This window comes from Streptomyces shenzhenensis (assembly GCF_003688995.1).
Taxonomy (GTDB): domain Bacteria; phylum Actinomycetota; class Actinomycetes; order Streptomycetales; family Streptomycetaceae; genus Streptomyces; species Streptomyces shenzhenensis_A.
This window is the reverse complement of record NZ_PENI01000029.1, coordinates 72,560-92,427: the sequence shown is the minus strand read 5'-3', so window position 1 is coordinate 92,427 and position 19,868 is coordinate 72,560. Positions and strand designations below refer to the sequence as shown.

General features: G+C 72.3%; 18 protein-coding genes. 7 read left to right on the top strand and 11 right to left on the bottom strand.

Annotation, left to right across the window (positions count from 1 at the left end; all coding sequences use genetic code 11):
• Positions 1–162: 162 nt before the first annotated feature.
• From CTZ28_RS34235 to CTZ28_RS34220, 4 genes are all read right to left on the bottom strand, one after another.
• Positions 163–1,182 (bottom strand): ABC transporter permease, encoded by a 1,020-nt coding sequence (locus CTZ28_RS34235; protein WP_121893622.1) that lies wholly within the window; start codon positions 1,180–1,182, stop codon positions 163–165.
• Positions 1,179–2,117 carry an ABC transporter ATP-binding protein gene (locus CTZ28_RS34230; protein WP_121893621.1) on the bottom strand — a complete coding sequence of 313 codons (939 nt, stop codon included), beginning with the start codon at positions 2,115–2,117 and terminating at the stop codon, positions 1,179–1,181. Before CTZ28_RS34230 ends, CTZ28_RS34235 begins: the two co-directional genes overlap by 4 nt.
• On the bottom strand, positions 2,114–2,548 hold the full coding sequence (locus CTZ28_RS34225; RefSeq protein ID WP_121893620.1) for a GntR family transcriptional regulator: 435 nt from the start codon (positions 2,546–2,548) through the stop codon (positions 2,114–2,116). Before CTZ28_RS34225 ends, CTZ28_RS34230 begins: the two co-directional genes overlap by 4 nt.
• 108 nt (positions 2,549–2,656) lie before the next feature.
• Positions 2,657–3,520: an NmrA family NAD(P)-binding protein gene (locus CTZ28_RS34220; protein ID WP_121893619.1), complete on the bottom strand. Its 864-nt coding sequence runs from the start codon at positions 3,518–3,520 to the stop codon at positions 2,657–2,659.
• 104 nt (positions 3,521–3,624) lie between these two features.
• On the opposite strand from CTZ28_RS34220, the gene CTZ28_RS34215 reads away from it, so the two are divergent.
• Positions 3,625–4,407, top strand: a complete 783-nt coding sequence (locus tag CTZ28_RS34215; protein ID WP_121893618.1) for a TetR/AcrR family transcriptional regulator — start codon at positions 3,625–3,627, stop codon at positions 4,405–4,407.
• Positions 4,408–4,481: 74 nt separating this feature from the next.
• On the opposite strand, the gene mshD is transcribed toward CTZ28_RS34215, so the two are convergent.
• Entirely contained in the window at positions 4,482–5,408 is a 927-nt protein-coding gene (gene mshD, locus CTZ28_RS34210) for a mycothiol synthase (protein WP_121893617.1), read from the bottom strand.
• 168 nt (positions 5,409–5,576) lie between these two features.
• Here mshD and CTZ28_RS34205 point away from each other — a divergent pair, with 168 nt between their 5' ends.
• Positions 5,577–7,391: a bifunctional metallophosphatase/5'-nucleotidase gene (locus CTZ28_RS34205; protein WP_121893616.1), complete on the top strand. Its 1,815-nt coding sequence runs from the start codon at positions 5,577–5,579 to the stop codon at positions 7,389–7,391.
• A 645-nt stretch (positions 7,392–8,036) separates the two neighbouring features.
• A complete protein-coding gene (locus CTZ28_RS34200) occupies positions 8,037–9,803 on the top strand; it encodes an ABC transporter ATP-binding protein (RefSeq protein ID WP_121893615.1) in 1,767 nt (588 codons plus the stop codon).
• Positions 9,804–9,967: 164 nt separating this feature from the next.
• Here the strand turns inward: CTZ28_RS34200 and CTZ28_RS34195 are convergent, their stop codons facing one another.
• The 6 genes from CTZ28_RS34195 to CTZ28_RS34170 all read right to left on the bottom strand — a co-directional run bounded on the left by CTZ28_RS34195 (position 9,968) and on the right by CTZ28_RS34170 (position 16,211).
• Positions 9,968–11,419 (bottom strand): sensor histidine kinase, encoded by a 1,452-nt coding sequence (locus CTZ28_RS34195; protein WP_121893614.1) that lies wholly within the window; start codon positions 11,417–11,419, stop codon positions 9,968–9,970.
• Complete coding sequence (locus CTZ28_RS34190) at positions 11,416–12,150, bottom strand: response regulator transcription factor (RefSeq protein ID WP_121893613.1); 735 nt, start codon at positions 12,148–12,150, stop codon at positions 11,416–11,418. Before CTZ28_RS34190 ends, CTZ28_RS34195 begins: the two co-directional genes overlap by 4 nt.
• A 141-nt stretch (positions 12,151–12,291) precedes the next feature.
• The gene (locus CTZ28_RS34185) at positions 12,292–12,510 is read right to left on the bottom strand and encodes a hypothetical protein (RefSeq protein WP_121893612.1); all 219 of its coding nucleotides are present in this window, start codon (positions 12,508–12,510) and stop codon (positions 12,292–12,294) included.
• A gap of 95 nt (positions 12,511–12,605) precedes the next feature.
• Positions 12,606–13,796 carry a S1C family serine protease gene (locus CTZ28_RS34180; RefSeq protein WP_121893611.1) on the bottom strand — a complete coding sequence of 397 codons (1,191 nt, stop codon included), beginning with the start codon at positions 13,794–13,796 and terminating at the stop codon, positions 12,606–12,608.
• Between the two features lie 526 nt (positions 13,797–14,322).
• Positions 14,323–15,345 carry a LacI family DNA-binding transcriptional regulator gene (locus tag CTZ28_RS34175; RefSeq protein WP_121893610.1) on the bottom strand — a complete coding sequence of 341 codons (1,023 nt, stop codon included), beginning with the start codon at positions 15,343–15,345 and terminating at the stop codon, positions 14,323–14,325.
• An 86-nt stretch (positions 15,346–15,431) separates the two neighbouring features.
• The gene (locus CTZ28_RS34170) at positions 15,432–16,211 is read right to left on the bottom strand and encodes a winged helix-turn-helix transcriptional regulator (RefSeq protein ID WP_121893609.1); all 780 of its coding nucleotides are present in this window, start codon (positions 16,209–16,211) and stop codon (positions 15,432–15,434) included.
• Positions 16,212–16,382: 171 nt separating this feature from the next.
• On the opposite strand from CTZ28_RS34170, the gene CTZ28_RS34165 reads away from it, so the two are divergent.
• The 4 genes from CTZ28_RS34165 (at position 16,383) to CTZ28_RS34150 (ending at position 19,571) form a co-directional block, all read left to right on the top strand.
• Positions 16,383–17,219, top strand: coding sequence for an alpha/beta hydrolase (locus CTZ28_RS34165; RefSeq protein WP_121893608.1), 837 nt, complete (start codon positions 16,383–16,385; stop codon positions 17,217–17,219).
• Between the two features lie 81 nt (positions 17,220–17,300).
• Positions 17,301–17,555, top strand: a complete 255-nt coding sequence (locus CTZ28_RS34160) for a MoaD/ThiS family protein (RefSeq protein ID WP_121893607.1) — start codon at positions 17,301–17,303, stop codon at positions 17,553–17,555.
• Positions 17,556–17,558: 3 nt separating this feature from the next.
• Positions 17,559–18,740: a hypothetical protein gene (locus CTZ28_RS34155; protein WP_121893606.1), complete on the top strand. Its 1,182-nt coding sequence runs from the start codon at positions 17,559–17,561 to the stop codon at positions 18,738–18,740.
• Positions 18,741–18,833: 93 nt separating this feature from the next.
• Complete coding sequence (locus tag CTZ28_RS34150; protein WP_121893605.1) at positions 18,834–19,571, top strand: LmeA family phospholipid-binding protein; 738 nt, start codon at positions 18,834–18,836, stop codon at positions 19,569–19,571.
• The last annotated feature ends 297 nt before the right edge of the window (positions 19,572–19,868 follow it).

The window sequence follows — 19,868 nt, the reverse complement described above, 5'->3', positions numbered from 1 at the left end:
TGGGCGGGGTGTCACCCCGTGGGGTGGGGCGGTGTGGGTCATGTCGTGGTCGGCGCTGTGCCGGGCAGTGGTGACGGTCCCGTGCGTTGCTCGCTGTGCGGCTGGGAGGCACGGGACCGTCGGGGCGTCACCTCGTGGGGCTGGGCCCCGGGGCGGTGCGGGTCATGCTGTGGTCCGGGGGGTCGCGGTGCGGTGGCGTAGCAGCCAGAACGCGGCGGCCGTGCCCAGGCCGGCCACGGCCAGTACGAGCGCGCCGGTGGTCAGCTGGAGCGGCCAGTAGTGGGAGACGGGGTGGTACGTGCTGTAGTAGCCGACGGCGTCGAGCTTCTCGAGCTCCCTGGCGCAGCCCCCGGACACGGTCGTGTAGCACTCGAGCTTGGGGACGTGCCCGCCGCTCGCGGTGATCAGGCCGTGGTCGACCTGGATCCCGGAGTAGAGATGTCCGTAGCCCTGCTGGAGGCTGGTCTCCTCGGTGACGGCCGGCCACAGGTGCGGCATCAGCAGCTGGGCGGTGCCCCACACGCCGGCGGCCAGCGCGAGGCCGAGCAGCAGCGCGGGCAGGGTGCGGCGCAGCACCAGGCCCGCGAGCGCGCCCGCGACGAGTCCGGCCAGGGCGAGGGCGACGGTGGTCGGCCCGTTGGCGTGGAAGGTCCACACGTCGTGCCACGGCTTGCCGGTGTCGATGCGGCCCTGGGCGGCCGACCATGCCCGGTGGTGCAGCAGGACCAGCAGGCTCGCGCCCGCGGTGACCGCGACGGCCGGCACGGCCAGCCGCAGGGCCAGCCAGCGGGTGGGGCTGACGCCCTGGGTCCAGGCGAGCTGCGCGGTGCCGGACTCCAGCTCGCGGCCGGTGAGCGCGGCGCCCGCCCAGGCGGCCACCAGGAACGGCAGCCCGGCCATGGCGGCCGCGACGTAGTTGTAGGTGGACTTGTAGAAGAGGATCGCGTCCTGGTCGTAGGAGCACCGCGGGGTCGTCCCGCAGGCGTTGTACTGCCGCCAGCCCTCCGCCGCCGCGTCGGTGAGCGGTCCGGCGAGCCACAGCAGCAGGGCGGAGCCGAGCAGGACGAAAACGGTCCAGACGAGGAGCGCGGACCGGTGCAGGCGCAGCAGCCAGCGGGTCAGCCGGGGGCTGCCGTGGGTGTGGGCGGTGCCGGTGGCGGCCGGGGCGGTGAGGGCGGTCACGCGGTGGTCTCCTCGGTCTGTTCGGTCTGCCGGATCTCCTCGGTCCGCGCCGGGGCCGTGGTGGTGAGGGCGGTCGCCCCGGGGTTGCGCAGATGGGCGAGGATCAGGTCCTCCAGCGTCGGGGGGCCGGTGCGCCAGTCGGCGGGCAGCGGTGCGGCACCCGGGCGGATCAGGGCGCTCAGCTGGCGGCCGGTGGTCCGGGACTCCACGACGGTGTGCGTGCTCAGGTCGGCGGACCCGGCGGGCACGCTGAGCCGGGTGTGGGCGGCCAGCAGCTCGTCGATGTCCCCGGCCAGCCGGATCCGGCCGCCGCCGAGCAGCAGCAGGTGGTCGCAGGAGTCCTCCAGTTCGGCGACCACGTGCGAGGACATCACGATGGTGGTGCCGTGCTGTGCGGACTGCCCCATCAGCAGGCCCATCAGGTCGTGCCGGGCGAGCGGGTCGAGGTCGGCCATCGGCTCGTCCAGGAGCAGCAGTTCGGTCCGCTTGCCGAGGGCCAGGGCGAGGGCGACCCGGGTGTGCTGCCCGCCGGACAGCGACCGTATCCGGGCGTCGGGGTCGAGGCCGCCGGCGGTCACGACCCGCTCGGCGGTGGCCCGGTCCCAGCGGCCGGGGTTGAGGTCGGCGCCCATGCGCAGCGTCTCGGCGACGGTGAGCTGCGGGTGCAGCGGTTTGCCCTGCGCGACGAAGCCCACCCGGGCGCGGGCCCGGGCCGGGTCCGCGCCGAGGACGGAGACGCTGCCCTCGGTGGGGCCGAGCAGTCCGGCGGCGAGGGCCAGGAGGGTGGACTTGCCCGCGCCGTTGGGTCCGACGACGGCGCAGATGCGTCCGGCGGGCAGCCGGAACGCGCAGTCGCGCAGCGCCCATCCTCCTCGCCGGCCGAAGCGCTTGCCCAGCGCGACCGCCTCCAGGGCCGCTCGGGTATGGGTCGTCATGACGGTTCTCCCTGGAAGTGCTGCTCGACGTGGGATCCGGTGTGCCGCTCTGCGGGGTGTTCGGCGTGTTTTTCGAGTACGGCGGTGAAGAGAGCGGCGATGTCGTCGCGGTCCAGGCCGGCCTCCCGGGCCCGGGCCGCCCATGCCTCCAGCTCGGCGCGCAGGGGTGACTCGGCCGGGGCGGAGCCCAGCGTGCGCCGCACGAAGGTGCCGAGCCCGCGCCGCGCCTCGACCAGTCCCTCGCGTTCCAGCTCGCGATACGCCTTGAGGACGGTGTTGGGGTTGATGGCGGTGGCCTCGACGACCTCGCGGGCCGTGGGCAGCTGGTCACCGGGCCGCAGTACGCCCAGCCGGATGGCCTGTTTGGTCTGCTGGACGATCTGCACATAGGTGGCGACACCGCTGTGCCGGTCGATGCGGTATTCGACCACTCGAATAACCACCCTTTCACTAATTGAGTAGTGAAAGGGTGGTGCAAGGCCGCCGCAGAAGTCAAACGCGCAGCTCGGGGCGGGGGTGATGGACCGGCGGTGGACGCCTCAGCCGGCCGCGAGCCGGGTGCGCAGCACCTCGTCCAGGGTGCGGGGCGGACGGCCGAGCAGACCGGCCAGGGTCGGGTCGACGGCGGCGAACTCACCGGCCCGGGCGGCGGCGAAGACGCCCAGCAGCCGGCCGGCCCCCTCGGCGGGCACCCCGTGGCCGGTCAGCCGTGCCACGAACTGTTCGTCGGGCGCGGTGGTCCTGGTGAAGGCGCGGCCCGTGGCGGCGGCAGCGAGACGGGCGATGTCGCCGAAGGTGTGGGCCTGTGCCGCGGTGAGCGGTGGCGTGGGGCCGTCGAACCGGCCCTCGTCGGCCAGGACGGCGGCGGTCGCCTCGGCGAGATCGGCGTGCGCGGTCCAGCTGACCGGGCCGTCCGCGGGGAGCGCGATCTCCCCGGACTCCAGGGCGGGGGCGAGGAACTGCATCGCGCCGGCCGCGTAGAAGCCGTTGCGCAGGGAGGTGAACGGCACGCCGCAGGCGCGCAGCGCCTCCTCGGTGGCGGCGTGGTCGCGGCAGGCCTGGAAGTGCGAGGAGGCGCTCGCGCCCATGTGGCTGGTGTAGAGGACGCGGCGGGCACCGGCGGTGACGGCCGCGTCGACGGCGGCCCGGTGCTGCCGCACGGCCTCGTCGCCCATCGTGTCGACGGAGACGACGAGGACCTGGGTGGCGCCCTCGAAGGCGTGGGCCAGGCCTGCCGGGTCGGTGAAGCTGCCCTGCCGCACCCGCACCCCCTGGTCGGCGAGCTGCTGTGCCTTGCGCGGGTCGCGGACGCTGACGCCGATCCGGCCGGCGGGTACGCGGGTCAGCAGGTTCTCGACGATCCGGCGGCCGAGTTGTCCGGTGGCTCCGGTCACGATGATCACGGTGTGCTCCAGTGGGCTGGTACCAACGGTTCGATTCCGTTGGAATCGCTATCACGGTAACACCGGTAATAACAATGGAACCAGCGGTCATGTATCGTTGATATATGCCATCGCCCTCACGCGACGGGAACCCCGCCGCCGTCACCGCATCCGCCCCAGGACCCGGGCCCGACCCGGCGTCCGCGGCCCGTGAGCAGACCCGCCGTCGGGTCGTCGAGGCCGCCGCCGACCTGCTGGAGCGCGAGGGCCGCGACGCGGTCACCACCCGCGCGGTCGCGGTCGCGGCGGGACTGCAACCGCCGGCCATCTACCGGCTGTTCGGCGACAAGGAGGGGCTGCTCGACGCGATGGCCGAGCACGGCTTCGCCGCGTTCCTCGCGAGCAAGCACGTCGACCCCGACCCGCAGGACCCCATCGAGGATCTGCGGGCGGGCTGGGACCTGGCGGTCGAGTTCGGGCTGGCCAATCCCGCGCTGTACGCGCTGATGTACGGCGAGCCCACGCGGACCCCGTCGGCCGCCTTCCGGGCCGGCATGGAGATCCTGATGGGCCGCGTCCGCCGCCTCGCCGCAGGCGGCTGGCTGCGGGTCGACGAGGACCTGGCGGCCCAGCTCATCCACGCCACGGCGCGCGGCGCGGTGCTCACCTGGCTGTCGCTGCCCGTGGACCGGCGCGATCCGGCCCTGCTGGCCACGCTGCGGGAGGCCATGGTCACGACCGTCACCGACCGGGAGCCGGCCGTGCGGGACGCGGGCCCGGCCGGCGCCGCGCGGGCGCTGCGCGCCGCCCTGCCGGAACAGACGGTGCTCAGCGGCCCGGAGCGGCGGCTGCTCGACGAATGGCTGGACCGTCTCACCGCCGAGGACCGTCGCACCGCCGAGGGCTGACACACGGAGGCCCGGCCGCACGGCCGGGCCTCACCTCTGTGTTTCGGACGCCCGCGTTCCCGACGCCTGCGTTCTCATGTCTCCGTGCGGTACATCAGGTCGGTCTCGTGCGTCACGAACCCCAGCCGCTCGTAGACCGACACGGCCGCCGTGTTGTCGGCGTCGACGTACAGCATCGCCGTCGGCAGGCCCTGCGCGGCCAGGTGGCGCAGGCCGACGGTCGTCAGGGCCTTGCCGAGGCCGCCGCCCTGGGCGCCGGGTGCCACGCCGAGCACATACACCTCGCCCAGCTGCTCCTCCGCGTGCGCCTTGGTCCAGTGGAAGCCGACCAGCTGCCCCGCGCGTTCGGCGAGGAAGAAGCCGGCCGGGTCGAACCAGGGCTCGGACTCGCGGTCGTCCAGGTCGCGCTGGGTCAGGGAGCCCTGTTCGGGATGGTGCGCGAAGGCCGCCGCGTTCACGGCGAGCCAGGCCGCGTCGTCCTGCCCCGGCACGAACGTGCGCACCGTGACCCCCTCGGGCAGCCGCGGCTCGGGCAGCTGGAGACCCGTCAACGGCCGCCGCATCTGGCGCAGTTCACGGAACAGGGTGAGCCCAAGCACCTGGGCGAGGTGCCGGGCGGCGGCGTGCCCGCCGTGCGCCCACACCCGCAGCCGCTTCCCGGACGCGGCGAGCAGCGCCGAGCCGAGCGCCCGGCCGTGCCCGTGCCCCCGGTGCGAGGGGTGCACGACCAGCTCGGCGGCCGGCGCCTCCACCGGGTCGGTGTCCTCCAGCTGGGCATAGCCGACGAGTTCGTCGTCGACGCTCAGCAGCAGATGGGAGACGCCCTCGCGCGCGCCCCCGCGCAGTTGCAACCGGCCCTGCTCGGACACCGCCTGCTGCCCGTCGGTTCCGGCGGCCGCCGCGAGCAGCTCCAGGACGGCCTCGGCCTGGTCCGGGGAGAGCGCGGAGTAGGTCTCGATGGAGCGGGAGGGGAAAGGTGGTGCGGCGTCGTCGCTGGTCATGCGTACGAGGGTACGGGGCGCCCCCGGCAAAGTGATGACAAGGGCAAACGCAAAGAAGTCGGCAAAGGGAAACCAGGATGTAACCATGAACCCCCTGTCGCGCTACGCGCGTTGAATCTAGGCTGCGCCATCGGACTCAATCCTCACTATCAGCCCACAGGGGGGCACATGCCCACGCCGACCCAACCGCGTCACCGCGGCAGACGCCGCACACACACGTTTCTCGCGACCGCCGCCGGTCTCGCCACCGTCGCGGCCCTGGCCGCAGCGCTGCCCGCGCAGGCGCACAACGACCAGGGCGACCAGGACGGCCACGGCCGGCAGGGCCGCTACCAGGACGTCCAACTCCTCTCCTTCAACGACCTGCACGGCAACCTGGAGCCGCCGTCCGGCTCCTCCGGCCGGGTCAACGAGCTGCAGTCGGACGGCACCACGAAGACGGTCGACGCGGGTGGCGTCGAGTACCTGGCCACCCACCTCCGCCAGGCCCGCGCCGGCCACCCGTACTCCATCACCGCGGCCGGCGGCGACATGGTCGGCGCCTCCCCGCTGATCTCCGGTCTCTTCCACGACGAGCCGACCATCGAGGCGCTCAACGGCCTGGACCTGGACGTCACCTCCGTGGGCAACCACGAGTTCGACGAGGGCGCCAAGGAGCTGGCGCGGCTGCAGAACGGCGGCTGCCACCCGACGGACGGCTGCTACGACAAGAAGAAGAAGTTCACCGGCGCGGACTTCCCGTACCTCGCGGCCAACGTGCTGAACGACAAGACGGACAAGCCGATCCTGAAGCCGTACTGGGTCTGGAAGAAGAAGGACGTCAAGATCGGCTTCATCGGCGTCACCCTGGAGAACACCCCGGGGATCGTCTCCGCCGAGGGCGTCAAGGGCCTCAAGTTCAAGGACGAGGTCGAGACGATCAACAAGTACGCCAAGGAGCTGCAGCGCCAGGGCGTCCAGTCGATCGTGGCCCTGGTCCACGAGGGCGGCTTCCCGGCCTCGTCGAACTACAACTACGACTGCGACTCCTCGGGCGCCGGCGCCGGCATCTCCGGCCCGATCGTGGACATCGCCAAGAACGTCACCCCGGCGGTGGACGCGCTGGTGACGGGCCACACCCACAACGCGTACGTCTGCACCATCAATGACCCGGCGGGCAAGCCGCGCATGGTCACCTCGGCCGCCTCCTTCGGCCGCCTCTACACGGACACGACGCTGACCTACGACCGGGTGACCGGTGACATCGCCCGTACGGCGGTGAAGTCGGCGAACCGCGTGGTCACGCGCACCGTGCCCAAGGCCGCGGACATGACGCAGCTGATCTCCAAGTGGAACGCGCTGGCCGCGCCCATCGGCAACCGCGCGATCGGCTACATCTCCGGTGACGTGGCCAACACCGGCACCGAGTCCCCGATGGGCGACCTGATCGCGGACGCGCAGCTCGCCTACGGCCGGGAGCTGGACCCGAAGACCTCCCTGGCGCTGATGAACCCGGGCGGTGTGCGGGCCGGCCTGACGTATGCGGCCTCGGGCGCCGAGGGCGACGGTGTCGTCACCTACGCCGAGGGCTTCACCGTCCAGCCGTTCGCCAACACGGTGAACCTCCAGGACCTCACCGGCACCCAGCTGATCCAGGTGCTGAAGGAGCAGGTGAGCGGCGCCAACGCGGCCGCGCCGAAGATCCTCCAGCCGTCGGCCGGGCTGACCTACACGCTGGACCTGACGAAGTCCGGCGCGGACCGCGTGGTGACCGACTCGATCCGGCTGAACGGCGCCGCGATCGACCCGGCCGCCACCTACCGGGTCGCCAGCAACAGCTTCCTCGCGGGCGGCGGCGACGGCTTCACCACGCTCGGCCAGGGCACCAACCCCCTGGTGGGCGCGGACGACCTGACCGCCCTGGCGGACTACCTGACGGCCAACTCGTCGGCCGGCAGCCCGATCGCGCCCCCCGCGGCGGACCGCATCACGATCGTGCGGTAAGCGGCACGGCGGCTGCTTCAGGGCCGGGCCCGGTGCGTACTCCGGTACGCACCGGGCCCTTTCCGTTCCATAAAACCTGTGTGAATCGCCGAATGGTTCCCCATTGCATCTGAAAATTCGTCTCAGGCTCAATTAACCCAGGTCTCACCGGAATTGGCATTCTCCGGCACTCGGCTCCCGTAATGTTTTCCGTGTCGAAAGCGAAAGGCGCGGACGGCAGTCGAAACGAGGAGGAGCCATGAGCTTCCGCAAGGTCACCCCGGTCAAGAAGGCCAACAAGCCCGCCCCGGCCCCGAAGCGGTCGGCGCCGCAGAAGCGCGCTCCGAAGCGCCGCCCGATCGGCGGCGATCGCTGACCGAGAATTCACCTCAATAAATCACAGAGAATTTCCCGGAAGAGAGGAAAAGCAGCATGAGCTTCCACAAGATCACCCCCGTCAGGAAGACCCGCAAGCCCGCCCAGGACCCGAAGCAGCCGGCGCCCAGGAAGCCGGCCGCCAAGCGCCGCCCGGTCGGCGACCGCGGCTGAGGTACGCCACGAGGCGGGGTCACGGGTCGAGCACGCTCGCACCGGTGACCCCGCCTCGGCCGTGTCCGCACCCGCTTCCCGCGCACCGTATCCCCCGATCCCACAAGGGAGTTGACCATGAGGGAAGCCCGTCGGGCCTTCCGCCGTTTCTGGCCGCTGACCCGCGGCGACCGCAGCCGGCTGGTGGTGATCGTGGCCTGCGTGGTGGTCTCCGCGCTCGCCGAGACCGCCGCCATCCTGATCTTCGCCGACCTCACCGACCATGCCCTGCAGGCCGGTTCGCTCTCCGCCTTCTGGGGCCCGGCCGCCGCCTGGCTGGGCGTCGCCGCCCTCGGCGCGCTCGTCGGCTACCTCGGCAACTCGCTCGCCACCTGGACCGCCGAGCGATTCGTGCGCCGGCTGCGGGCCCACGCCTTCCGGCATGTGCAGCAGCTGCCCCCGCACTTCTTCCAGCGGCACCGCCAGGGCGATCTGGTCGAACGGCTCACCGGTGACGTCGAGGCCATCGAGCAGCTCGTCGTCTCCGGCGTGGTCGGCGTGATCTCCGCTGCCTTCTCCGCCGTCTTCTACGCCGCCGCCGCGTTCTGGCTGCGCTGGGACCTGGCCCTGGCCACCTTCGCGCTCGCGCCGCTGTTCCTGCTCGCCGCTCGCCGCTTCGCCGGCCGCGTCCAGCGGGCGTCCCAGGACGAGCGGGTCGCCGACGGCGCGATCACCTCGGTGGTGACCGAGGCGCTGGGCAACATCGTCCTCACCCAGGCCTACAACCGCTGCGGCGACGAGGAGGCACGGCTCGACGTCGAGGCCCGCGCCTGGCAGCGGGCCAGTGTGCGCGGCGCGCAGCTGAGCGAGCTGTACGAGCAGTTCGTCGAGGTCGTCGAGACGCTGTGCGTGCTCACGGTGATCGGGCTCGGCGTGTGGGAGATCTCCGCCGGGCGCATGACGCTGGGCCAACTGCTGGCCTTCGCCGCCTTCCTCGGCTACCTCTACCCGCCCGTCCGCACCCTCGGCCGGCTCGGTCTCACCGTCACCGCGGCCGTCGCCGGCGCCGAGCGCATCGGCGAGATCCTGGACGCCGAGCCCGCGGTCAGCGACCCGGCCCGGCCGGTCCCCGCCTGGCCGGTGCGCGGCTGGATCGGCTTCGAGGGCGTCTCCTTCCGCTACCCGGACTCGCCCCGGACCGCCCTGCGCGACGTGACGTTCACCGCGGGACCCGGCCAACTCGTCGTCGTCACCGGCGTGAGCGGCGCCGGCAAGTCGACCCTGACCGCGCTGCTCACCCGTTTCTACGACCCCTCGGCCGGCACGATCCGCCTGGACGGCGTCCCGCTGACCGACGTACCCCTCGACTTCCTGCGCACGCACATCGCCCTGCTGCCGCAGCAGACGCTGGTCCTCAACGGCACCATCCGCGAGAACATCGCGTGCGGCCGGCCCGGCGCGAGCGACGCGGAGATCGAGTGGGCGGCCCGCAGCGCGGCGGCGCACGGCTTCGTCAGCGCGCTCCCCGACGGCTACGACACCCGGATCGCCCCCGGCACGGCCGCCCTCTCCGGCGGCCAGTTGCAGCGCCTGGCCATCGCCCGTGCGATGCTCCGGGGCGCCCCGGTCCTGGTGCTCGACGAGCCGACGGCCGGGCTGGACGCGGAGGCCGCCCGGCAGGTGGTGCGGCCGCTGCGCCGGCTGATGGCCGGCCGGACCACGATCATGATCACCCATGACCTCGGCCTGGCCCCCGACGCCGACCGCATCCTGGTCGTGGACCGCGGCCGGCTGGTGGAGGAGGGCACCCACACCGAACTGATCACCCGAGCCGGCACCTACGCCCGACTGGCCACACCACACCCGCCCACTCGGCCGGACGACACACGGATCCTCCGACGCTAGGGCAGCGCCCCGAAGGGGGCGCGGGGAACTGCGCGATCAGCTACAACGAACCCGCACCCGCCCGACGACCGTTCCTCACAGGGGCGCGGGGAACTGCGCGATCAGCCACAACGCACCCGCAGGACGAACAACGACGCACAACGCCCGGCCCAGCGGAGCCCGCGTCACGGGGCCTGTACCAGTTCCGGCGGAGCCGTGGGCGCGCCGGGCAGCCGGACCGTGGCCACCGTGCCGCCGCCCTCCGCCGGGGACAGGGACACCTCGCCACCCGCCTGCTGGACCGTGCGGGCCACGATCGACAGGCCGAGGCCCGAACCCGGCAGGGCCCGCGCGCTCGGGGAGCGCCAGAACCGGTCGAATACATGCGGGAGTTCCTCGACGGCGATGCCGGGACCGTGGTCCCGGACGGTGAGGACGCCCTTCCCCAGCACCACGTCCACCGTGCCGCCGTCGGGGCTGAACTTCACCGCGTTGTCGAGGATGTTGACGATCGCCCGCTCCAGCGCGGACGGTTCGGCGCGGACGTACCACGGCGCAAGGTCAGCCGTGATCGTCAGCTCGGGGCCGCGCAGCCGGGCCCGGCGCAGCGCTGTCTCCACGGTGTCGTGGAACGCGATCACTTGGACCCGCTCACCGCGCTGGCCCTCCGAACGGGACAGCTCCTGGAGGTCGCCGATCAGCGACGCCAGCTCCGTCATCTGTGCCTTCACCGATGCCAGCAGCGCCTTGCGGTCGGCCGGCGGGAGGGGCCGGCCGGTCTCCTCGCTGCGGGTGAGCAGTTCCACGTTCGTGCGCAGCGAGGTGAGCGGCGTGCGCAGTTCATGACCGGCGTCCGCGATCAGCTGCTGCTGCAGCTCGCGGGAGCTGGCCAGCGCGGACGTCATCGAGTTGAACGACCGGGACAGGCGCGCGATCTCGTCCTCGCTGTCGTCCTCCACCGGGATGCGGATCGTCAGATCCTCGGTGCGGGCGACGTGCTCCACCGCCTCGGTGAGCTTGTCGACGGGGCGCAGTCCGGCCCGGGCCACCGCGAGACCGGCGGCGCCGGCCCCGACGACCCCGATCCCGGAGACCAGCAGCAGCACCAGGGCCAGATCCTTGAGCGTGGTCTCGGTGCCCCGCAGCGGGACGGCGGCCATGAGGGCCGCGTTGGTCTCGGAGACCGGGCTGCTGATGGTGAGGGGCACGGTCAGCACCCGCACCCGGTTGCCGTCCGCGTCGGAGCCGTTGTGGAAGACGCCCCGGCTGCCGTCCGCGTTGTTGATCACGTCCTCGTCCGTCCGGGTCACCTTGATCCGGCCGACCGAGCTCTGGAAGAGACAGGCGGTGCCGTCCGAGGTGACCACCTGGGAGTAGGTGTTCCCGAAGCCGTTGACGGCACTTTGCGGGGTCTGCGTGCAGTTGTTGAGCGCGCGCTGGATGTTGTCGAGGTTCTGGGGGCGGGCCGACACGGACTTCTTCAGGTCGTTGTCGATCTGCTCGTACAGTTTCCCCTGCACGATGAACCAGCAGGTCACCGAGACCGCCGCCACCGCGAACGCCACCGCCGCCGCCACCAGCAGCGAAAGCCGCGAGCGGATCGGCAGCGCCCGGAACCGGCGGACCAGCCCTTTCACTCGGCGCCGCCCTGGCGCAGCACATACCCCACGCCGCGGACCGTGTGCACGAGCCGCGGCTCGCCGCCCGCCTCCGTCTTGCGGCGCAGGTACATGACGTACACGTCCAGCGAGTTCGACGACGGCTCGAAGTCGAAGCCCCAGACCGCCTTCAGGATCTGCTCACGGGTGAGCACCTGGCGCGGATGGGCCATGAACATCTCCAGCAGCGTGAACTCGGTGCGGGTCAGCTCCACCTGCCGGGCGCCGCGCGTGACCTCGCGGGTCGCGAGGTCCATGCGCAGATCGCCGAAGGTGAGGGCGTCGTCGTCCGGGGAGGCGCCGACCACCGCCGCGGCGTAGGAGCTACGCCGCAGCAGCGCGCGGACCCGGGCGAACAGCTCGTCCAGCTCGAACGGCTTGACCAGGTAGTCGTCGGCCCCGGCGTCGAGGCCGGTGACCCGGTCGCCGACGGTGTCGCGGGCCGTCAGCATCAGGATGGGTGTGGTGTCGCCCGCGCCGCGGATGCGGCGGGCGGCCGTCAGGCCGTCCATGCGGGGCATCTGGATGTCCAGGACGACCAGGTCGGGCCGGTACGCGGCGGCCTTCTCCAGCGCGTCCGCGCCGTCGACGGCGACCTCGGTGTCGTACCCCTCGAAGGCCAGGCTGCGCTGGAGCGCTTCGCGTACGGCGGGCTCGTCGTCGACGATCAGGATGCGCTGCGGGTCACGGTCGCCTTCGGCGGAGCTCATCGTCGGGGTTCCTCGGGGTGGGGTGGGGCGTGACAGGGACGTCATCAGCCTCGCATGTTTGCGGCCCGCCGGGTGCGTACGAGCCGCCGGTGCCGGGCGTGGGGCACGCGGACTGCGTCGGCGTGCCGGGCCCGGCCGGTCTCAGCTGTGTACGGCGGTGAGGCGCTTGAGGGGGACCTTGTGGCGGTGCGGGCGGGTGGCGGGTATGCGCAGGCCCATCAGCTCGGGGGTGGCGACCTCCGTGGCCCGGGCGGGCGGCCGGGGCGCGTGCAGCTCGTACGCCACCTCGAGGGCCAGGGCGGTGCAGGCCGGGCCGAGGCCGGCCGCCTGGTGCGAAACCTGCTTGATCGTCTTGCTCATGACGTGCTCCCTAGCTCTTCGTGCTCCCGAGCGCTCTGTGCTCCAGGGCTCCTCGTGGTCGTTCGTGTGCGCTGCGCTCTGCCGCTCCCGCCTGTTCAGCCGGTGGCGCCGGCCCGCAGCTTGGCCAGGTCGGACTTGACGGTGTTGACGGGGATCGCGAAGCCGAGGCCGACGCTGCCCGCGTCCGAGGACGACGAGGAGTTGGCGGCCGAGTACATCGCGGAGTTGATGCCGATGATGTTGCCGCTCGCATCGATCAGGGCACCGCCGGAGTTGCCGGGGTTGAGGGACGCGTCGGTCTGGATGGCCTTGTACGTGGTGGTGGAGGAGCCCGTGTCGCCGTTGAACTCCTGGCCGCCGAACTGGAACGGCCACCGGCCGTCGCCCCGGCTCTGCCCCTGGCTCTCGTCCGTGGAGACGGTCACGTCCCGGTTCAGGGCGGAGACGATGCCGCTGGTGACGGTGCCGGTCAGGCCCTCGGGGGAGCCGATCGCCACGACCGTGTCGCCGACCTGCACCTCGGAGGAGTCGCCGAGGGAGGCGGCCGTCAGCCCGGAGGCGTCGCGCAGCTTGATCAGGGCGAGGTCCTTGGAGCTGTCGGTGCCCACGACGTCGGCCGTGTACTCCTTGCCGTCGCTGGTCCGCACCTTGATCGACGAGGCGCCGGAGACGACGTGGTTGTTGGTGATGATCTCGCCGCCGGAGGTGATGATCACGCCGGAGCCGGTGGACGAGCCGCCCGCGAGCGTCGCGTTGACCTCGACCACGCTCGGGCTGACCGCGGCGGCGATGGCGGCGACGTCACCCTTCTTGCTGGACGGCACCACATGGGTGGTGGCGCTACTGGCCTGGGCGGAGTCCTTGCCGGTCAGCTCCTGGAAGGCGTACGCCGTGCCGCCGCCGACGGCCGCGGCGACGATCGCCACGGCGGCCAGCAGGCCTATCGGACCCCGGGCGCGCTTCCGGTGCGGGGCGTGCGGGGTGTGCGGCGGGGCGCCCTCGCCGCTCGGCGCGGTCGCAAGGAGAGCGGTTCCGCCGCCGTGCCCGCCGTCGCCGCTCTGTCCGGCGTCGGCGGCGAGCGGAGCGGTCGTCGCGGCGGCCTCGCCGCCCGGCCACACGGTGGTGCCCGGCTCGACGGAGACCGGTTCCACGGGCCGGTGGGCCGGCGGGGGCGGCCACTCCGGGTGCACGGGGGAGGAGGCGTGCTGCTGCTGGGGGTACGCGCCCTGGTAGGCGTCACCCTGGGGGTTCTCGTACGCGCCGCTGCGGCGGAAGCTCTCGGTCATGTCATAGAGCTTGTCCCGCCACCATGAGAGCTTCCTGAGCGCTGCCTGAGAAGCCCGGCAGAACCTCGTTTGCCCGATATAAAGACGGTTCTCGCAGCTCAGCGGCGACGCTCAGAGAGCCCTCATGAACGCCTGAGAAACCTCACACACAGCCGCAGGAGCGGCGCGGTACCGGTTGGGGCGGGTGGGTCTGCGAGCTCGCGATCCGCGGCGGGGGCCGTGTCCTGGGTGTCGTCGAAGCCGGCCGCCGTCCGTGCGCGCGGCATGCCGGGACGTGGTTCGTGCACGGCTCGGCGGCGACGCTCAGAGAGCCCTCATGAACGCCTGAGAAACCTCACACACAGCCGCAGGAGCGGCGCGGTACCGGTTGGGGCGGGTGGGTCTGCGAGCTCGCGATCCGCGGCGGGGGCCGTGTCCTGGGTGTCGTCGAAGCCGGCCGCCGTCCGTGCGCGCGGCATGCCGGGACGTGGTTCGTGCGCGGCTCGGCGGCGACGCTCAGAGAGCCCTCATGAACGCCTGAGAAACCTCACACACAGCCGCAGGAGCGGCGCAGTATCAGTTGGGACGGGAAGGTCTTCAGGCGCTCCCGGCGTGAGCCCGCCACCCGTAGACCGTCGTCGAGGACGAGGTCCACGGCCGCCCGTGCCATGGCCGACCGGTCCGAGGCGACCGTCGTCAGCGGGGGATCGGCCAGGGCCGCTTCCTTGATGTCGTCGAAGCCGGCCACCGCCAGCTCGCCGGGCACGTCGAGGCGCAGCTCGCGGGCGGCCCGCAGCACGCCGATCGCCTGGTCGTCGGTGGAGCAGAAGATCGCGGGCGGCCGGTCGGGACCGGAGAGGATGTCCAGGGCGACCCGGTAGGCGTCGTAGCGGTTGTACGGGGCCTCGAAGAGGCGGCCCTCGGTCGGGATGCCGGCCTCGTCCAGGGCGCGCCGCCAGCCCTCGACATGGTCGGAGACCGGGTCGCCGACGGCGGGTGTGTCGGCCGTGCCGCCCATGCAGGCGACGTACTCGTTCCCGTGTTCCAGCAGATGGCGCACCGCGAGCTGGGCGCCGCCCAGGTCGTCGGTGACGACGGCGACGTCGTCGATGGCCTCCGGCCGCTCGTGCAGCAGCACCACCCGGGCGTCCCAGGCCTCGATCTCGGCGGCGGCGAGGTCGTTGAGCGCGTGGGAGACGAGGATCAGACCCGAGACCCGCATCCCGAGGAAGGCCCGCAGATAGTGGACCTCGCGCTCGCCGACGTAGTCGGAATTGCCGACGAGGACCATCTTTCCGCGCTCGGAGGCGGCCTGCTCGACCGCGTGGGCCATCTCCCCGAAGAAGGGCTGGCGCGCGTCCGGCACGATCAGTCCTATGAGGTCGGTGCGCCGCGAGGCCATCGCCTGGGCCACCCGGTCGGGCCGGTACCCCAGTTCCTTGATCGCCGCGAGGACACGCTCGCGCGTGGCCGGCGCCACCGGCCGGGGTCCGTTGTTGATGACATAGCTGACCACGGCGGTGGAAGTGCCCGCCAGCCGCGCCACGTCATCCCGAGTCACCTTGGCCACGCGCGGAGTCTACGCGGAGAGATCCGCGCTGGGCAGGGCCTGTCGGAGCTTCTCTGTGCGGAAGCAATGCCCTGCCCGGGGCGCGGCTATGCCTCGGCCCCGACCTCGGAGCCGTCGAGGACGGCCGCTGTGTCCGTATCGTCCGGCTTTGGCCGGGCTGCCGCGGCCTTCGCCTCGTCCGCGGCGCGGTCGCCCTTCTCAGGAGTAACGAATCGATAACCGACGTTCCGGACGGTGCCGATCAGCGACTCGTGCTCCGGGCCGAGCTTGGCGCGCAGCCGCCGTACGTGCACGTCGACGGTCCGCGTGCCCCCGAAGTAGTCGTAGCCCCAGACCTCCTGGAGCAGCTGGGCCCGGGTGAAGACGCGGCCCGGGTGCTGCGCGAGGTACTTCAGGAGCTCGAACTCCTTGAAGGTCAGGTCGAGGACCCGGCCCTTGAGCTTGGCGGAGTAGGTCGCCTCGTCGACCGACAGGTCGCCGTTGCGGATCTCCATCGGGGAGTCGTCGTTGACGATCTGCTGGCGGCCCATGGCCAGGCGGAGGCGGGCCTCCACCTCGGCGGGGCCGGCCGTGTCCAGGAGGACGTCGTCGATGCCCCAGTCGGCGGTGACGGCGGCGAGGCCGCCCTCGGTGACGACGAGGACGAGCGGACAGCCGGGCCCGGTGGAGCGCAGCAGCTGGCACAGGCTGCGGACCTGGGGGAGGTCCCGGCGTCCGTCGATCAGGATGACGTCGGCACCGGGGGTGTCGACGAGGGCGGGTCCCTCCGCCGGGGCCACGCGCACGTTGTGCAGCAGCAGTCCGAGGGCGGGGAGTACCTCCGTCGACGGCTGGAGGGCGTTGGTCAGGAGCAGCAGAGAACTCATATGTCTGGTTCCTCCTCGGTCCCTGCGAGGACGTGTGCGGTGCGGAACTGCTCTGCGTTCCCGAAGGCCCCGTACACCTGCGGTTTCCCGCTTCGTATACAACGCTTCCGAAAGCACAAAAGGACCCGGGGGCTACGCTGCCCGAGTCCTCTGTCCAGCAGAATAGCCGACATGAGCAGCGGTCCGGCAGGTCATGTGGCACGATCCACCGTTCGTCCGCACTGCGAGACGAGCAGACGCGCACCTATGCGGACGTTTCTGCGCACGACCGACGGGATTTCCCTCGATTCCGTATACGAACCGGGTGCGGTCGTATACGACGCCTCCGCGCCACCCTCCCGTGACCTGGTGTTCGTCGTCGCCCACGGCTTCACCGGGGACGTGGACCAGCCGCATGTGCGCCGGGTCGCGGCGGCCCTCGCCCGGCACGGCTCGGTCGTCACCTTCTCGTTCCGCGGCCACGGGGCGTCCGGCGGGCGGTCCACGGTCGGCGACCGGGAGGTGCTGGACCTGGCCGCCGCGGTGGCGTGGGCCCGCGGGCTCGGGCACGCGCGCGTGGTCACCGTCGGCTTCTCCATGGGCGGCTCGGTGGTGCTGCGGCACGCGGCGCTGCACCCTGGCGCCGATGCCGTGGTCGCGGTGAGCGCCCCGGCCCGCTGGTACTACCGGGGCACCGCGCCCATGCGCCGGGTGCACTGGCTGGTCACGCGCCCCGAGGGCCGCCTGGTCGGCCGCTACGGGTTCCGCACCCGCATCCACCACCGCGACTGGGACCCGGTGCCGCTGTCCCCGGTGGACGCGGTCCCGCGGATCGCGCCGACCCCGCTGCTGATCGTGCACGGCGACCGGGACGGCTACTTCCCGCTCGACCACCCCCGGATGCTGGCCGCCGCCTCCGGTGACCACGGGGAACTGTGGCTGGAGCCTGGCATGGGCCATGCCGAGCACGCGGCCGACGACGCCCTGCTGGCCCGGATCGGGGACTGGGCCGCCTCCCGGGCGGGCTAGCCTGACGTGTCGAGACTTAGTACTGACGTGCTGAGCATTGATGTACTGACGTACTGACGTACCCATGGACTTGAGGACGAGATGGCAAAGGTCACGGTGCGCTACTGGGCCGCCGCGAAGGCCGCGGCCGGGGTCGCCGAGGAGGCCCACGACGCGGCGAACCTCGCCGAGGCGCTGGAAGCGGTGCGCGAGCGGCATCCCGGCGAACTGGTGCGCGTGCTGCGCCGATGCTCGTTCCTCGTCGACGGCGACCCTGTGGGGACCCGCGAGCATGAGACGGTACGGCTGGCCGAGGGCGGCACGGTCGAGGTGCTCCCGCCATTCGCAGGAGGATGAGCGATGACCCAGCAGCCGTATGACGGCGGCCCGTACGAGGGGTACGACCCGTACCGGCAGCAGCAGCCGCACCAGGCCGGGCAGCAGACCACCCCGCAGGCGTGGCCCGCGCAGCAGGGCTACGACCAGTCCGGCTATGGACAGCAGCCCGGGTATGGGCAGCAGCCCGGGTACGGGCAGTCCGGCCACGACCAGTCCGGGTACGACCCGCAGCTCACCCAGCAGTGGCAGGGGCAGACCTGGGAGACGCAGGTCCACGCGCCGGTGCCGTCGGCCGAGGAGACCGCCTACCTGCCGGCGCACGGCTACGCCGCCCCCGCCGCGCCCCACACGCCCGCGGCGACGGAAGCACCGGCACAGGCCCCGGCTGCCGCCCCGGCGACGGCAGGGCCCGCATACGGCTCCGCCACCCTCGCCGGGAACGCCCGCATCACCGACGCCCAGCGGGCCCGTCTCGAGGGCCGCTCCCCGATCATCGAGCCTGGGATGCAGCCCGCGGCGCTCACCGCGCTGCTCGGCCTGCTGCTCGCGGGCACGGCGGCGGTCGGCTCGTACGCCCTGGTCCTGCCGCTGGTCGTGCTCCAGGCCGTGACCGCGGCGGGCTGGTTCCGGCTGAACGGCATGTGGCCCGCCCGGCAGGGCATCGCGCTCGCCTTCGCCGGAGCGCTCACCGCGGACGTGACGCTGCTGGTGGCGGGCCGCGAGCACGCGCCCGCGGCCATCCTCGGCCCGCTGGGCGTCTGGATCCTGCTCACCCTGGTGCTGCAGCTGCGCTCGCACGCCGACCCCGACGAGCGGATGTACGGGCTGATGGCGACGGTCGCCGCCACCGCGCTCGCGGTCATCGCGACCGGCTACCTGGGCGCCGACCCGCACGCCACGTCGGTCGGCGCCGCCGCGGTGGCCGTGGCAGTCCTGGCCCGCGCGCTCCCGCTGCCCACCCCGGCCTCCGTGGTCGTCGCGCTGCTCGCGGCGGCGGGCGCCGGCATCGCGGTCGGCGGGATGACAGGGCTCGGCCCGAAGGGCGCCCTGGTCGGCGCCGCGGCGGCCGGGTGTGCGCTGATCGGGCACCGCGTGGCCAGTTACGACTACCCGTCCCGCTTCGTGCACTTCACGGCGGGTGTTGCGCTGCCGCTGTCGGCCGCGGCGCCGGTGGTGTGGCTCCTGGGCCGGGCCCTGGGCTGACCGCGCACGTCACAGGTGATCGACAAAAATCGGGGACCCGTCACGCCCGGCGTTACCGTGGCTGGGTTGTCGGCTGCCTAGGTGGGGGATCGCATGCGTGCGTTGCGCATATTTCTGATCGTCGTCGTGATTCTCGGCGTTCTGTTCGTGATCGTCGACCGCGTCGCGGTCCACTTCGCCCAGGGTCAGGCGGCCGACAGGCTCAGGACCACGGAGAACCTGTCCGCCACCCCGGACGTGTCGATCAACGGCTTCCCCTTCCTCACCCAGCTGGCCGGCGGCTCGCTGGACGATGTCGAGGTCGGCATCAAGGACTACCAGTCGACCACCGGCACCGACGGCCGGTCGATCCGCATCGACGACCTGAACGCGCACATGAAGGGCGTCGAGTTCGCCGGCGACTTCAGCTCCGCCACCGCGGCGACCGCCGACGGCACGGCGACCATCGCCTACGACGAGCTGCTGAAGACCGCCAAGTCCGACACCACCCAGGTCGCCCCCGGCGTCACCGCCCGCGTGGTCGGCCTCTCCGACGGCGGCAACGGCAAGATCAAGGTCTCGGTGGAGGCCACGGTCCTCGGCGCCAAGCTGCCCAACCCCGTCTCCGTGCTCAGCACGGTCACCGTCAAGGGCGACGCGGTGCAGGTGCACGCCGACTCCCTGCCCAAGCTCGGCGGTGTGAACCTCGCCGAGGACCGGGTCCGGGAGATCACCGACTTCCAGCAGGCCATCGACCAGCTGCCCGGTGGCATCAAGCTGGACAAGGTGCAGGCTGCGCCGGACGGCGTCGAGATCACGGTGAAGGGTTCGAACGTCCGGCTGGCCGGGTAGGACCGACAGCGCCGACCACCGCCGCGCGGCGCCACGGACGGCATCAGGTACCGACGGACCACCGAGGGACGGACAGCCGATGGACAGCCGGCGGACGGCCGCGGCAGCCGTCGGACGCCCCGGGCGTCCGACAGGCGAGACGGTCATGTCCGCACCGCAGATACCGCACGCGGTCCGGACGCCCGCGGGCCCGGCCGCGATGGCCCGTGCGGTCCAGTGATCCCACATCGCGGACGATCGCGTCTCATCATGCGACACGCCGGTGACATGTCCGCCTGTCCGTCCCTACGATCGACG